This is a genomic window from Microcystis sp. LE18-22.4A (genome assembly GCF_027531105.1).
GTDB classification, from domain to species: Bacteria; Cyanobacteriota; Cyanobacteriia; order Cyanobacteriales; family Microcystaceae; genus Microcystis; species Microcystis aeruginosa.
Map to the genome: position 1 here is coordinate 1 of NZ_JAPZRB010000077.1, position 14,471 is coordinate 14,471.

Genomic DNA, 14,471 nt, shown 5'->3' on the forward strand with positions numbered 1-14,471 from the left:
GTCGTCACCAGCGACGGCAAAACTCGAAACATCGAGAAAAGCACCATCATCCGGCAGGAAGGGGTAGATTTAGCAGTTTTTCAGTTTGAAAGCCTGGACAATTATCCCGTTGCGGAAATAGCGAATTATAACCCAAATACCGATGATTTTGTTTTTGCCGCAGGCTTCGCCAAAATTGGACAAAATCCCTCGAAATGGTTGTTTAGTGGCGGTACAATTGACGAGAAAGAACGGGGATTACTACAAACCCGCCAAAGTCCTTTAAGGAATAAACAAGGGGGAACATTACAAAGTGTTGCTTCTTTAACCGAAGGCTATGAATTAGTTTATACCAGCATCACATTTGGGGGCATGAGTGGCGGTGCAGTCTTAGACTCCCAGGGGAGAGTAATAGGGATTCATGGAAGTTCGGAAACAGCAGGGGTAACGGAAATTCAGTTAGGGTTTAGTTTAGGGATTCCCATTAGCACTTTTATCGGATTGCAAGAAAGATTGAAGGTAAAACCGCAATTATTAACCACTGCTCAACCCCAAGTTAGTCCGCAACAAAAACAAGAAATTATTCAAGCGATTACTGGTGTTATTGTTCCTAATACCAATGCGAAGGCGGATATTTGGATAGAAAGGGGAGGACAATTATGGCGGTTATTCAGGTATGAGGAAGCAATTAAAGCCTTTGATGAGGCGATTAAGCAAAATGACCCCGATAATGTCTATTTAGCTTGGTATGGGAAGGGATTAGCGTTAGGTTATTTAGGTAAATATCAAACAGCTATAGAAGCTTTGCAACAAGCGATTAATACCTTACCTAAACGGGAAGATTTAAAGAAGTTTCACAGTAGTATTTTACAACGGCAAAGTGTTGTTTATCGCTTTTTAGGTGACTTCTCAACAAGTGCTGGTAGAGAAAGAGAAGCCAGAGAAAATTATGAGCAAGCATTAACGGTGATTAATCAGGCGATTTCTCTGGTTCCTAATAACCCCAATCACTATAACGAGAAATACGCAGTATTAGATAAATTAAAACGCTATGATGAGGGATTAGCCGCAATTACTCAGGCAATTAATCTCGCTCCCCGTGCTGCTTGGTATGGCAATCGGGGGCTTGTTTACCATAACCAACAAAAATACGATTTAGCTTTAGCCGAATACAACCAAGCTATTGAACTTAATCCTAATTATGCTATGGCTTACTACAATCGGGGGATTCTTTACCAAGACTTGCAGAAATACGAATTAGCCCTCTCTGACTACAGCAAAGCTATTGACATTAATCCTAATGATGCTAAGGCTTACGTCAATCGGGGATTTATTTACTATAACCAACAAAAATACGATTTAGCCCTCTCTGACTACAGCAAAGCCATTGACATTAATCCTAATGATGCTAAGGCTTACAACAATCGGGGGCTTCTTTACTATGACTTGCAGAAATACCAATTAGCCCTTGCTGATGCCGAAAAAGCCTCAGAATTATATCGTCAACAAGGGAATGAAGCAGGTTATCAAAAAGCTCAAAAACTAATCAGCATCATTCGCCAAGAAATGAGTAAAAATTAGAGTTCGTAGGTTGGGTTGAGCGAATAAATATGTTAAAGAAAACCTCTCAATTCTCAGGGAAAGCGAAACCCAACACCCAACACCTAAATCCGTCTGAATCTTTTTGTTGGGTTTCCTTGGTTCAACCCAACCGACGATAATTGCTCTGATTACTATAGGATTTGAAAAGGGCGATCGCTATTTCGATCCTCTTATTTTTTTGTTGGGTTTCCTTCTTGATTTTGAGAATCGCAATATTAACTGATTTTGGTAGATAATTGAGATGGGATTTAATCATTATTCTTCACTTAAATTAAAATCAATTCGTTGATAAATATCCAGCAGTGAAATTTGAATATCTACAGAATACAACCTTAAAACATCATTCTCTGATTCATAAACTTTAAATAACCATTCTCCATGATTTTGTTGATAAAATTGTTCAACATAATAACGGTATTTATCAATCAAAATATACTCCTTAAATTCAGGAATTGAGCGATAAAACTTAAACTTATCAGTGCGATCATAATCCCTAGTTGATTTTGATAAAACCTCGACAATAATTAACGCATTAGTTACAGTATTTGTGCCTTTTCCTTCATATAATGGTTTGCCTTTAATCACCATTATATCAGGATAAGTATAAAAGCGATATGTCGGCATCCATAACCGTACATCACTCATAAAAGCCCAATAATCTTCATTATTAATCTTAGCTGGAAAATTTTTACAGAAATTCAAAGCCATCAGATTATGATTAGTAGTTGCTCCCGTCATAGGAATAATTTCTCCATCTAGATATTCATTTTTGTATTCTGCTGTTTCTTCTAGCTGACAATATTCTTCAGGTGTATAATACCGTTTTTCGATTTGAACTTGCATACTAACCTCCCTTATCTTGGTTAAATTCCCATTCAATAGCAACTTTAATATTAGCTTGTGCTGAACCTTTTGTCACTAAAGATATCCCCGTTAATCTGTCTGAATTGGCGCTCACCGCTTTGGTAGGCTGCATTAACGAAGTGTAAGGCGGCAATCTCGCTGCCAACCATGATAATAAAGCTGATCGTGGCTTGGGAGCAATTCAGTTATAATAGGGGTCAACTTAATATCTTTAGCAACGCAGAATGAGGATTTCACCATGAAGATTCCATATACATATTGGAAAGAATCAGATGGGATGTTCTTGGGCTATTTGAATGAATTTCCAGATCATTGGACCCAAGGTGTTGACTTAGAAGAATTAATCGAAAACTTGGTCGATCTCTACAAAACATTTACTACTGAAGAAATCCCCGGAATCAAGAGATTTGCAGAGTTTGAACTCCCATGAAAAGACATGATTTAATTGCACAATTAGAGCAAGCGGGCTGCTATTTGATTAGACGTGGAGGGAAACACGATATTTACCATAATCCAGATACTGGAAAAACAGAACCAATTCCCAGACATCGAGAAATTAATGAGCGATTGGCTAAAAAGATTATCAAAAGTCTTACAGGCGACAGATAAATTCACAGTGCCAATTAGGGTCTGCTGAAAAAGTTTTTCGTGGGGCAGGGTGTGGGGTGTGGGGTGTAGGGTTTTAGCCATTTTCAGGGGGTCAATTACCTAATTTTCAGGGAAAAAGTGCCTTAATTTTCCCCCCGATTCCTCCAATGGCTGGCACTTTTTGATTTCAAAAAAGCCTAAAGATATTATCCAACAAGGTTTTTAGATTTATTCAGTAAACCCCAAAGCAAAGGAGCTATGGAAAAATGATTACTATAGGATTTAAAAAAGGACGAGCACTCTTACAGCAAGATTTCTAGGGCCAAAGTGAACCCCAGAACCATATCCTCCCCGCTTAAAATCGCGTTGGCAGGATAATGAGTCACCAAAAAGCTCTAGACTACAATTTTGGCAATAATCGGTCGTAGGATTGGATCATTCTTTCGTAAGTAAAGCGAGTGGCATTGATAAAACCTTTTTGCCTCAAATCTTCCAGGCGATCGGGAGCGAGAAGATTTTCTGCAATAATAGTAGCGGCGGCCTCGTGTTCGCTGGGATCGAAGTAAACGGCTGCATCATCAGCGATAACAGTCATGGGGAGACGATTGGAGGTAAAGACGGGACAACCACAGGATTGAGCTTCAATAACGGGAACACCGAATCCTTCCTGAAAGGAGGGAAAAATTAAAGCAGTTGCTAGGCAATAAAAGGCGCGGAGATCCTCATCGGAGACGGTTCCTAATTCGATTACTTGTGCGGACAAGTTATTCTGATTAACAAATTCTCGCATATTCGGCAGCAAAGGTTTTCCCATCAGGATCAATCGGCAATTTTCCAGACCGGGGAAAGTGATTAACCTCTTGAATATTTTCAGCAATCCCAATCGATTTTTATACCATTGGTCGCCCCCGACATGAATTAGCCAGGGACAATCACTATTAATGTTAAATTTGGCCACTAGATTTACCGCCGCTGCTCTTGTCATCGGACCGTATCCCTCACTCAAGCAATCCTCGATCACTTCCGTTTGTTCGGGGGTAATTTTGGTTAAACGGAGAACATCGGCACGAGTAGCTTCGGAAGAACAGACAACATATTTAGCCTGTTTGAATCCTCGCAAAATCATCGCCTGATACTGTTTTCCCGTCCAACTGGTGGGATTTTCAGGAATTTCTCCTAGGGCGGAACGAATGGCCAGCAGATCGTGACAGATCACAAAATATTTGCGATCTTTTAGATAGGGAGTTAAATAGGATAACGCCTGATCACAAATGCAGACGATATCGGCCCAATCAAGCTGCTGACGTAACTGCACTGGGAAAATAATTAACTTATCAATATACCCTAACCACTTGCCGAGTCCCTGGGGAGAGGATTTTAGTTGACCGAAAATAGGCTGGGCTTGCACTCGCCGAATTTCGTGTCCTTTTTGTCTGAGTCCTTTCTCCACTAAACCGACAAAACGATTGATACTGATCTGCCGATCGTTGACGTAATTTCCTACTATTAAAACTTTCATGATTAGGCTCCAAAAAATCAATTTTTATGGCGGTAAAACTCTCAAACAGTCTCGAGGGAAATTTCGGGGTTAAGAACAATATTAGTCCCGCAAAATTTCCTCGTACCTTTGTCCCGCTCGCTCCCAGGTGTACTCCGATTCCACCATCGCCCGGGCATTATGGGACAGTTGTTCTCGCACAGAAGGATCATCGAACAACCTAGCGATCGCTGTAACGTACTCAGCAACGCTATTGGCGCGCAACGCCCTAGGGGGAATTCCCGCTGCTGCCACCGTTAAACCCTCTAAACCGCGATCGCTGGCGACAATCGGAATCCCAGCGGCCATGGATTCTAGGGTTTTGGTCTTGATTCCCAATCCCACCCGCAGGGGAACCACACCAACGGTTCCTCGGTGTAAATATTGCACTGTCGAGGGAACGGTCCCCGTCACGCTCACACCGGGATACTGGGCGAGTTCGAGAACTTCCGGTGCCGGGTTTGCCCCCACTAGGGTTAAGGTGGTAGCGGGATATCGCTGTTGAATGACTGGCAAGACTTCTAAAGCAAAAAAACGGGCGGCATCGATATTATGGGTAGAACTCATGGCACCGACAAAGACCAAATTATGACCGCCGGGATCCCGAGGACGATAGGGAAACAGGTCTAAATCCACGCCATTAGGCACGATATCCACCCGTGCATCTGGGAGGATTTTTAACAATTGTTCGCGATCGTAATCGGTAGTAGCCACTAATTGCGAAAACTTGGCACAGTAACGTTTTTCGTACTGATAGAGTAAGGGCAGATAGAGAAAATCCCGCAGCGGATAGGCGGAGGCTCCTCTATCTAAATGATTGCGTGTCCAACCGTACACGGAACTGTGAATATCCACTACTGTTTTGACTCGCTGACGGTATTCCGGCCGGACAAAAATCTCGCTGATACTCTGAGCGCAGAGAATCACATCACATTTTTGCTGCTCGACGTATTCATCTACTCGCTCTTGAATGAGCGGCGAACGATAACTAAGAACACTAGCAGGGGTCATCTGTACTATTCCCTCCAGAAAGCGCCCTGTTTGACCGATTAGTTTTGTCAGTCCCTTGTCTTGAGCGGGAATTTGCCGGGGCGGAAATAAGACAAGATGATCGGTAAAGGTTTTGAGTTCTTCGATCTGAGTTTCCGTGACATTCTCCACCCGACGGGCGAACAGGGTGACATCGTGGTTTTGATGAAGACATTTGATCAGGTTAAAAGTTCTCCCCTCCGTTGCCCCGCGACTAGGTGGATAGGGAAAGTTATTGCAAAAAAGGACTAATATTCTCATAATTATGGTTCGGCAGCGGTTTTTGACAATAATTCTACCGTTTCCTTTAGTTGGCTATATACAGGAATCTGAACTGGGTATTTCTCGATCTCCCCAAGGGTGACTTTTCCTCGCCCTGTTAAGAGCAATACGGGCTGACAACCAGCTTCTAGGGCGCATTCTAGATCACTGGCCGCATCGCCGATAAACAACGAGCCGGCTAAGTCGATTCCGTATTGGTGGGCGGCGGCCAGCAGCAGATAGGGGGAGGGTTTGCGGCAGGGACATCCTTCGTCGGGATGGTGCGGGCAGATGGCAAGATCGTCAAAATGCACCCCCAATTGTCGGTATTCCTCGATCATGCGCCCGTGAATCGCCGCTAGATCATCCCAAGTGAAATAGCCCCTAGCAAGTCCCGATTGATTGGTAATGATGATCAGCAGATAGCCGGCATCCTGCCACTGTTTTAAGGCAGCCGCTGCCCCGGCGGGAATGCTCACCTGTTCTGGTTTACTCAGGTAGGGGATATAGTCAATAACTACCCCATCTCGATCGAGAAATAAGGCTTTGTTCTTTTTTGATCTATCTTCGCTTTCGTGGTCAGAATTGCCAGCAGGTGGCGGAGACGGGTATTTTTGGTCGCCGTCATTGACAGAAATTGCGGGGAAAGGATTCATGATGTGGGACTTTTTCGAGTCGGGGACTAGAATTCTCAGTTCTTCTGTCAGAGACGAGAGCTTGAACTGATGCACAGACAAAATTCGAGGGATTGTAGCGATTTGTGCTAGTTTTCTCGACTAAATTGCTTCTCCTCACTATCTAGGGTCTGCTGAATAAATCTAAAAACCTTGTTGGGTAAGACTTTTAGACTTTTTGTCAATCAAAAAGTACCAGGCATGGGAGTGATCAGGGGGAAAATTGAGGTACTTTTTCCCTGAAAATTAGGTAGTTGACCACCTGAAAATCGGTAAAACCCTAGACCCCACACCCCACACCCCACACCCTACCCCCAGGAAAAACTTTTTCAGCAGACCCTATCTAGGTGTTAGAGTATAGCAATCACGGCATATTATACGCCGTCAGGCCTTTGGGCTTTTGATTATATCGGCGGTATTGTCAGGAATTGTTAACATTTTTGTCCAGCCAAACAAAAGGCCAAGACTCGCAAGGGTTGAATCCCCCGCTCAGAAATCCCCCATCCCGGCCAGAATACATCAAAAATTTATTTACAAACAAAACAAATTGTGCTAGAGTTGGCTGCGTTTGTCGTATATTCCGAGAATAACCGGCAAAAGATCACTCTTTTGACTCGATCGCTCTAGGTTTCTCTAGAACTATCATCGGCCTGTTTTTCTTGTCCCGTGATCAATTCTACCATGCTAGGGGTTTTGTACCCAATTAATGGACAGCGATTCTGGTCTTTTGATACTATTGAGAGTTAAATTTATTCAACTAATAAAAATTGGAAAATCAAACCTATGCGAATGGTGGAAAAATCAAACAAAAAATTGGATAGTTTCCAGAGCGATCCCTCTCTGTCAATTTTAATCAAGACTGAATTGGAAGAAGCTTATAACCTGAAGAAAAAACTACTAACCGAGACAAAATATCTAGAGAAAATCCAAGAGATTTGCCAAGTATGCATCCATGCTTATCGCAACAACCACAAAGTATTAGTCGCCGGTAATGGGGGCAGTGCCGCCGATGCTATCCATTTTGGCGGTGAGCTGCACGGCCGATTTCTGAAAGAAAGACAGTCTTTGCCAGTTCGCGTCCTCAATAGCGATATCGCCAGTTTAACAGCGATCGCTAACGATTATGGTTACGAATATATTTTTAGCCGCCAGATAGAAGCGGAAGGAAACCCTGGTGATGTGTTTATCGGTATTTCCACTTCGGGAAATTCCGCCAATATCCATCAAGCTCTCAAAGTTTGTCAAGTAAAAGGTCTCACTAGCATCGGTTTAACTGGGGCGAAGGGATTAGCTCTAGAGGAAAAAACCGATTATTGTTTGATGATTCCTAGCACCAGTACCCCGCGCATTCAAGAAGGTCATGGTTTTGTTCTTCATACTATTTGTTTAGCGATCGAAGAAGCGCTCTTTCCCAACTAAAATCTCCTAGCAAAAAATCAACCTAAACAGCATACCCATGATCATCAGAACCAAAGCTCCTTTAAGATTAGGTTTAGGTGGCGGCGGCACCGATGTCGAGCCTTACTGTAGTCTTTATGGGGGTTACGTTCTCAACGCTACTATCGATCTCTATGCCTACTGTACAGTCACGGAAATTACTGACAAGCAAGTCATTTTTGTTGCCGCCGATCGGGGAGAACAACAAATAGAAACCCTTCAGTTTCCTCTCCCCTATAACGGCGTTCTTGATCTGCATAAAGCGGTCTACAATCGTTTGATTAAAGACTTTAATCAAGGGCAACCTTTGCCGCTGGAAATCACCACTTTTTCCGATGCGCCGGCCGGTTCGGGATTGGGTTCTTCTTCTACCCTAGCCGTGGCCATAGTTAAAGCCTTTGTGGAACTGTTAAAATTACCCCTAGGCGAGTACGATATCGCCCATTTGGCCTACGAGATCGAACGAATTGATCTAGGCTGGTTGGGGGGCAAACAGGATCAGTACGCTGCCACTTTTGGCGGTTTTAATTTTATGGAATTTTATGAACAAGATCGAGTCATAGTTAATCCTTTGCGAATTAAAAATTGGGTGATCAATGAATTAGAAGTCTCTCTGATCCTCTACTATACAGGCATTTCTCGCTACTCATCTCAAGTAATTGAGGATCAAATTCAGAATGTCCAAGAAAAAAATGAGCAGGCGATCGCCGCTACCCATCAACTCAAAAAAGAGGCAATTCTCTTTAAAGAAGCACTGCTTAAATCAGATTTTATGGGGATAGCAGAAATTCTGAGAACTTCTTGGGAAGCGAAAAAGAAATTATCCAAATTAATTAGTAATCCGCAGATCGATCACATTTATCAGGTAGCTAGGGAAACCGGGGCCTATTCAGGCAAAATATCGGGGGCCGGTGGCGGTGGTTTTATTATCTTTATGGTCGATCCTACCAAGAAAATCGCAGTAACTAAAGCTTTGAAAGCAGCAGGAGGCCAAGTGATTAATTTTCATTTTACTAAATACGGAACCCAAGCATGGACATTATAGCAAGCAAAGGATCGATGGGGGAGATTATCCCTATAACCCTAAGAATAGTTTTCAAAAGATTGGCAATAATTCAGATTTTTGAGGTGTATCTATGGACGTAATTATTCTGGCGGGTGGGTTAGGAACTAGGTTGCGATCGGTCATCAACAGTTTACCAAAACCTATGGCTCCCGTTGCCGACAGACCTTTTTTAGAATATCTATTAGATTACCTAATCTCTCAAAAAATTACCAACAAATTTTTAGTTTCTGTGGGCTATGAACATCAGAAAATTATCGATCATTTTGGTTATAAATACAAGGAATATGAGCTAACTTATCTGATAGAAGATACACCCTTGGGAACTGGAGGAGCGATCCAGTTGGCACTAAATAAAATTCAAACCGAACAAGCATTAATTGTTAACGGAGATACCTTGTTTAATGTCAATTTATCCGCCTTAATTAATTTACATAATCAAAAAAAATCCCTGATAACTGTTGCTCTGAAGCCACTAACTGAATTCGAGCGTTATAATAATGTTATGCTAGACGATGATCAAAAAATTATCGGGTTTGAATCCAAAAAATATCAAGATAAGGGCTATATTAATGGCGGCATATATTGTGTATGGAAAAAAATATTGTCTGGCTTTGATCTGCCATCAAAATTTTCTTTTGAGGACGACTTTCTCAAAGTTTATACCGAGAAAATTCCTATGTATGGCTTTATTTCTGACGAATATTTTATTGACATAGGCATCCCCCAAGATTACGAAAAAAGTCAGATTGAATTACCTGAACTTTTTAATTTCCGAAATCAGGTTTAACCTCAGGATTAAAATACGAACCGTAAAACTTGGCGACTTTGATCAAATTATGGTCTTGATACCATCTGTGAGCGTTGTCAGCAATTTGCTGAAGTTGACTCAAATCGAGACTAGACAGATTTTCATCAGCTACTAAATAATGTTTATTATTTTCTACTCCATCCGCTTCAGAAGGGTTATAGTCTGTTAGAACTGGAACCAAACCGTGGGCGGCATAGGCGGCAAAGACAGTGGATTTGCCTAAATCTCTTGGAAAACGGCTATAATCTAGAAAGCCTCCCCGTGAAGTTAACATTAATTCACTAACAACCTGATTAGACTGAAATCCCATAGGGACTATCTCTATTCCTTTGAATTGACCTTCTGTGGTACTCAAATCACAGGGATAACCAACATCATAAATGCGTTCAATGCCTAAAGCTCGACAGGCTTTTAGGAGGTTTTTACTGAATTTTGTATAGACTAGGGGGCGAGTGTGCTGGGAACCGAAAACAATAAGGTATGGTGGGCGTTCCTTGAGAGGAGGAATACATTGGGGTTCACCCATAGTAGAAAAATTGGGTAAGCAAATAACTTCAGTTTTTCCAGTCAATCGTGAAACTATATTTTCAATTCTGGAAGTAGTAGTTACGATTGAATCAGCTAATCTTAAGATTTGATAAGAAGTTAGTAAAAATCTAAAAGCGGGGAAAATTATACCTTTTCTTGTGTAAGTTGCGCTGAACTCATGGACTAGGATAATTAATTGAAAGTCTCTAGTTTTTGTGAGATATTGTAATACTCTCAAGAGCCAATGGGGAACATCGTAGTGTCTACAGTTATAATGTAGGAGAACCCCCAAACAATCTGGAGTTATCAATGAAGACAAAACCCTGGGATCGTCCATATTCCTGAGAGATTTATAGTTGATCAAGCGGCTTACTATACCAGTTTCTGCTCTAATCGCTTCAGCTAAAATAACGTTGAAATCTCCATCATTAGTGTAGAATGGAACAATTTGTATAATTTGTTTTTGATTGATTGGTTTTGTTGTGTCAAACATAGATTCCTCCACTCAAGTAAAATCCTAGATGTCTTTGTAAACACGACACCAACACGGTCAGCGCATCCTAACAATCCTTGACAAAATAAAATTTATGTGGGTTGCTTACCCAGAGGGCGATTCAAGCATATTTGAGGAGAATTTGCCACCTCAATGTTTAGGAAACAACCGACCAAATGGGTCGAGTTCGTAAGCATTTCAATTGATTGCTATCGCTCAAAAGGCATGGAAGGCAATCCTATCACAAAATTGGCCAATTGTCAATAGCGTTTGGGATGCGCTCACCCTGCTTCATGTTCCTTCAGCAGCTTTTCTGGAATTTTGCGAATTAGGAAGTAGATGGGGAGTTGTTGATAACTCATAGGAAGCACGATAATTAGTCATGCTTTCCAGAGACTTTTGATTTTGGTCTTGATGCCATTGTATAACTCCTCGAAGACAAGATTCCAGAAATAACCATACTGGGGAAATCGCTTGACCAGTAAAGCATCGGAAGGAAAAAGAATTCTGGGGGTTTTCATGGAGTAGGGTTTGACTATATATCTTATTTGATTGGGTTCGGGCATCCAATGGCCGATATATATATCTTTTTGAAAAAACTTCGCTTGCAGAAATAACCCTAAAGCTCTATCAAATCCCCAGAGAGGCAACCAAGTTAAAATTTCTCCTATCCTCATGTTGCGGACAAAATCATCTAAGGCTTCTTTCACTAAGGCAGTCTTCCAAATATTATTATTGAAAGGTTCCAGATGACAGCCATGAATATCTTTTCTTTTGGCGTAGGGCCATAAAGCTAGTCTTAACTCGAAAGGATTATCTAGGGGAGCGATGGGAACTTCCACTAAATCTTGGTATTTATCTTGTCTTTTTCTAGAGACATTTAACTGATTGATAGCGGGTAGCTCCGGCCAAGGAGCTTTAATTCTTTCCTCATCGAGATAATCAATTTTCTCCTTATAAAGACGTAAGAGCCAACTTTGGGGAAAATTATCAAAGTAATCTTTCGCTAAGGCAACCACCTCGGGATGCAAGAAATCATCATCATCGAGAGCCAGCACATATTGACCGGAAGCATTGAGAAGACCGACGGCCCTCTGGGCCGTTTCTCCCTGATAAAGACTATGAAAAGTTTTCACTCTGGGGTCTTCTACGGAAGGGGTAACTGCTCCGGGAGGATAAACCCAAATAAATTCTACTTCCCCTTGAATTGCCAGAAGTTGTTGCAACCAATATTCGGAAAATTTGCCCAGAGTTGGAGTAACGATTGATAGAATTGGTGAGTTGATCATGATTAGCTGACTATCCCTCTTTTCCTAGTCGATAAAGTACATATTTTTTGGGAACTTCCCTGAGATTGGTAATCACCAGATTCCACATATATCCATACTGAGGAAAACACTTGACTAGGAAAATTTCTGATAAAATACCATAGCGATTTAGTCTTCTATATTCGGGGGGATTGTTTTCCATGCGTAACTGTTCTGGAGATGGCATGAGATGACCGATGATTTTCCCTTGGCCTTGCTCGAAAAACTTAGCTTGAATAAATAAACCCAAAAGACGATCAAGACACCAAAAGGGAATATACTTAAGCGGACCAATAAAAGGCATTAAACCCACCAGATCCTCTAGGGTTTCCTGTACTATAGAAGTTTTCCAAACCTTCTTGTCAAAATTCTCTGTATGGGGACCTCGATGATCTCTCCTCCCTCTAAAAATACACATTACATCAAATTTATTATCGATAGGAGTAATGGGAATTTCCAATAAGTAGTTGCCTTGTTCGTATAGCTTAGAGTTACCTTGAGACCTACCACAAACTTCTAGTTTTTCGATGGGTTTTGGTGAGAGCCAAGGAGCTTCTAGAATTTCTTTTTTACCAAATTCAACATCTTTCCGGCTAAGTCTCATGACCCAACTATCAGGAAATCGGGAAAAGTATTGACGGCTAATTTCTGAAATGTCGGGATTGATATACTCATCACAATTAATTGTCAATGTATAGGGAGCGGTAGCATTCATCAAACCTGTGGCACGTTGAATAATTTCTCCCCGCAAGGGACTGACTATTTGCTGTACCCTAGGGTCGGACGTGGGATACTTAGGTGCTCCTGGTGGATGAACCAAGATAAATTCTACTTCTCCCTTGACCTCGGTCAGCGCATTAAACCAGTGGTCAGCGAATCCTTCTCGGGTCGGAATAACAATTGATAGGCTTGGTGTTGACACCTTGTCCATGATAAAAAAATTTTTCCTCTATTTTTTGATGCCATTGTATCATAGTTCTCCGGCAACAAGGAAAATTTCTGGAAGATCAGAAGGCTGAGAGGTCAAGAGTGGGAATTCAAGAGAAGTAAAATCGATATTCAACTTGTTTCCCATCCTAAAAACTGATTTCTAGGTTTTTTATCCTTGAGAAATTAATCATGCCCAAAATCCGAAGTATTGGTAGTCTGATAAGCTTAGATAGCAAGCATAAGGGCAAATATTAACTAATATAAAATCGTGCCAAATTTCCCCCACTAAATCAGCATTTCCATGACTACCCTTTTTCCATTCCTCTTTTTCTACTTGACTCAATTGGCTGTAGAAGGGCAATTAATAGACAAATATTATCCTCCAACCACTCACTCTAGCCTTCCTTTCCTAGCGGTGGGCTTATATACTTGCCATGTAAACGTTTTATCTAGGATTTGCTGAAGTTGATGAGCAGGTATTAGTGTCTGTGCTTCACCTTGACGAGAAAGGCTGTAAATAGCAGTTTCCTACTGTCTTTTCACTGATTACTGCTCACTGATTACTGCTCCCTGAAAAAGGCTGACGGCTATAAAACGGGGACAGGCAATTGACGCTCCCGTCGCGCTCATGGGAGGGATTCTTGATTCACCGAGTCCACTTAGACTAAGTACCTTGCGATTCTCAACCCAGAGGTGGTTCTCTCCTCAAGCGTTAACTTTGGGTGCGCCCCACCCTAGTTGTATTTCTACAAAATTTGCTTTAATTGAAGTGTTAGCTTCAAATACTGCTTTGTCTAGTTCCTGCAAAGATTTTACCTACCTACAGGTAGAAACTAGAACATTAGGTAGGGCTTGCTGAATAAATCTAAAAACTTTGTTGGATAAGGCTTTTAGACTTTTTTTCCCTCAAAAAGTGCCGACCATTGGAGGGATCGGGGGTAAAATTCCTGGACTTTTTCCCTGAAAATTAGGTAACTGACTACCTCAAAATCGGTAAAACCCTACACCCTACACCCCACACCCCACACCCTGCCCCCAGGAAAAACTTTTTGCCGCAAACCCTAGGTAGAACCCCATATCTTTGATTGTCAAGGTGCAGATAGCGTAGTGATTAGACTACAGGGGTTTTTCAAGCGGTTGTTTACCCTAGCCGCTATACTTATATGGTAGCTATTTTTCGTGAGTACTTCCAGACCTTTAAAGGAAAAAAGACTGCCAAGGCTAATGAGGGAGCATCTCACCTTTGCAATGAGCATAAATACTTAGTGGAAAAATAGGCTTTTCGAGGGTAATTCTTGTTTTAATTCTCCATGTACGCAGTCTTTAAAAGCCTCTATTTCGTTCCAAGACACGATTAAGAGTGGCTTT

Annotated in this window: 14 protein-coding genes; 6 read left to right on the forward strand and 8 right to left on the reverse strand. The window is 41.6% G+C overall.

Going from position 1 to position 14,471, the window contains the following annotated elements; translation table 11 throughout:
• On the forward strand, window positions 1-1,560 hold a 1,560-nt coding region (locus tag O9295_RS03340), incomplete at its 5' end, for a tetratricopeptide repeat-containing S1 family peptidase (protein WP_288031683.1).
• 276 nt (window positions 1,561-1,836) lie between these two features.
• Here the strand turns inward: O9295_RS03340 and O9295_RS03345 are convergent.
• A complete protein-coding gene (locus O9295_RS03345; RefSeq protein ID WP_288031685.1) occupies window positions 1,837-2,424 on the reverse strand; it encodes a Uma2 family endonuclease in 588 nt (195 codons plus the stop codon).
• Window position 2,425: 1 nt separating this feature from the next.
• Entirely contained in the window at window positions 2,426-2,557 is a 132-nt protein-coding gene (locus tag O9295_RS03350; protein WP_288031687.1) for a hypothetical protein, read from the reverse strand.
• Between the two features lie 126 nt (window positions 2,558-2,683).
• Here O9295_RS03350 and O9295_RS03355 point away from each other — a divergent pair, with 126 nt between their 5' ends.
• Together O9295_RS03355 and O9295_RS03360 are read left to right on the forward strand one after the other, a co-directional pair.
• Window positions 2,684-2,875 carry a type II toxin-antitoxin system HicB family antitoxin gene (locus O9295_RS03355; RefSeq protein WP_287970917.1) on the forward strand — a complete coding sequence of 64 codons (192 nt, stop codon included), beginning with the start codon at window positions 2,684-2,686 and terminating at the stop codon, window positions 2,873-2,875.
• Window positions 2,872-3,054, forward strand: a complete 183-nt coding sequence (locus tag O9295_RS03360; protein WP_012267861.1) for a type II toxin-antitoxin system HicA family toxin — start codon at window positions 2,872-2,874, stop codon at window positions 3,052-3,054. Before O9295_RS03355 ends, O9295_RS03360 begins: the two co-directional genes overlap by 4 nt.
• Window positions 3,055-3,433: 379 nt before the next feature.
• Here the strand turns inward: O9295_RS03360 and O9295_RS03365 are convergent, their stop codons facing one another.
• The 3 genes from O9295_RS03365 to O9295_RS03375 form a co-directional block, all read right to left on the reverse strand.
• Complete coding sequence (locus tag O9295_RS03365; protein WP_288031690.1) at window positions 3,434-4,552, reverse strand: glycosyltransferase family 4 protein; 1,119 nt, start codon at window positions 4,550-4,552, stop codon at window positions 3,434-3,436.
• 81 nt (window positions 4,553-4,633) lie between these two features.
• On the reverse strand, window positions 4,634-5,860 hold the full coding sequence (locus tag O9295_RS03370) for a glycosyltransferase family 4 protein (RefSeq protein ID WP_079205660.1): 1,227 nt from the start codon (window positions 5,858-5,860) through the stop codon (window positions 4,634-4,636).
• A gap of 2 nt (window positions 5,861-5,862) precedes the next feature.
• A complete protein-coding gene (locus O9295_RS03375) occupies window positions 5,863-6,516 on the reverse strand; it encodes a D-glycero-alpha-D-manno-heptose-1,7-bisphosphate 7-phosphatase (RefSeq protein WP_288031692.1) in 654 nt (217 codons plus the stop codon).
• Window positions 6,517-7,317: 801 nt separating this feature from the next.
• Here O9295_RS03375 and O9295_RS03380 point away from each other — a divergent pair.
• The 3 genes from O9295_RS03380 (at window position 7,318) to O9295_RS03390 (ending at window position 9,824) form a co-directional block, all read left to right on the forward strand.
• Window positions 7,318-7,953, forward strand: a complete 636-nt coding sequence (locus O9295_RS03380) for a D-sedoheptulose-7-phosphate isomerase (protein ID WP_002796293.1) — start codon at window positions 7,318-7,320, stop codon at window positions 7,951-7,953.
• 37 nt (window positions 7,954-7,990) lie between these two features.
• Complete coding sequence (locus tag O9295_RS03385) at window positions 7,991-9,016, forward strand: GHMP family kinase ATP-binding protein (protein WP_288031694.1); 1,026 nt, start codon at window positions 7,991-7,993, stop codon at window positions 9,014-9,016.
• A gap of 91 nt (window positions 9,017-9,107) precedes the next feature.
• A complete protein-coding gene (locus O9295_RS03390) occupies window positions 9,108-9,824 on the forward strand; it encodes a nucleotidyltransferase family protein (protein ID WP_288031696.1) in 717 nt (238 codons plus the stop codon).
• Here the strand turns inward: O9295_RS03390 and O9295_RS03395 are convergent.
• The 3 genes from O9295_RS03395 to O9295_RS03405 form a co-directional block, all read right to left on the reverse strand.
• Complete coding sequence (locus tag O9295_RS03395; protein ID WP_288031699.1) at window positions 9,802-10,866, reverse strand: hypothetical protein; 1,065 nt, start codon at window positions 10,864-10,866, stop codon at window positions 9,802-9,804. The two genes, O9295_RS03390 and O9295_RS03395, sit on opposite strands and share 23 nt — an antisense overlap.
• A 380-nt stretch (window positions 10,867-11,246) precedes the next feature.
• The gene (locus O9295_RS03400) at window positions 11,247-12,155 is read right to left on the reverse strand and encodes a glycosyltransferase family protein (RefSeq protein WP_288031702.1); all 909 of its coding nucleotides are present in this window, start codon (window positions 12,153-12,155) and stop codon (window positions 11,247-11,249) included.
• A 10-nt stretch (window positions 12,156-12,165) separates the two neighbouring features.
• Entirely contained in the window at window positions 12,166-13,104 is a 939-nt protein-coding gene (locus O9295_RS03405) for a transposase (protein WP_288031707.1), read from the reverse strand.
• Window positions 13,105-14,471: the final 1,367 nt, after the last annotated feature.

What these genes read in the sequence shown, in the direction of transcription:
- O9295_RS03400 (WP_288031702.1), bottom strand. Translation starts at nt 12,155, where the DNA reads ATGATCAACTCACCAATTCTATCAATCGTTACTCCAACTCTGGGCAAA.
- O9295_RS03350 (WP_288031687.1), bottom strand. Translation starts at nt 2,557, where the DNA reads ATGCAGCCTACCAAAGCGGTGAGCGCCAATTCAGACAGATTAACGGGG.
- O9295_RS03345 (WP_288031685.1), bottom strand. Translation starts at nt 2,424, where the DNA reads ATGCAAGTTCAAATCGAAAAACGGTATTATACACCTGAAGAATATTGT.
- O9295_RS03375 (WP_288031692.1), bottom strand. Translation starts at nt 6,516, where the DNA reads ATGAATCCTTTCCCCGCAATTTCTGTCAATGACGGCGACCAAAAATAC.
- O9295_RS03395 (WP_288031699.1), bottom strand. Translation starts at nt 10,866, where the DNA reads ATGTTTGACACAACAAAACCAATCAATCAAAAACAAATTATACAAATT.
- O9295_RS03355 (WP_287970917.1), top strand. Translation starts at nt 2,684, where the DNA reads ATGAAGATTCCATATACATATTGGAAAGAATCAGATGGGATGTTCTTG.
- O9295_RS03370 (WP_079205660.1), bottom strand. Translation starts at nt 5,860, where the DNA reads ATGAGAATATTAGTCCTTTTTTGCAATAACTTTCCCTATCCACCTAGT.
- O9295_RS03365 (WP_288031690.1), bottom strand. Translation starts at nt 4,552, where the DNA reads ATGAAAGTTTTAATAGTAGGAAATTACGTCAACGATCGGCAGATCAGT.
- O9295_RS03405 (WP_288031707.1), bottom strand. Translation starts at nt 13,104, where the DNA reads ATGGACAAGGTGTCAACACCAAGCCTATCAATTGTTATTCCGACCCGA.
- O9295_RS03385 (WP_288031694.1), top strand. Translation starts at nt 7,991, where the DNA reads ATGATCATCAGAACCAAAGCTCCTTTAAGATTAGGTTTAGGTGGCGGC.
- O9295_RS03390 (WP_288031696.1), top strand. Translation starts at nt 9,108, where the DNA reads ATGGACGTAATTATTCTGGCGGGTGGGTTAGGAACTAGGTTGCGATCG.
- O9295_RS03380 (WP_002796293.1), top strand. Translation starts at nt 7,318, where the DNA reads ATGCGAATGGTGGAAAAATCAAACAAAAAATTGGATAGTTTCCAGAGC.
- O9295_RS03360 (WP_012267861.1), top strand. Translation starts at nt 2,872, where the DNA reads ATGAAAAGACATGATTTAATTGCACAATTAGAGCAAGCGGGCTGCTAT.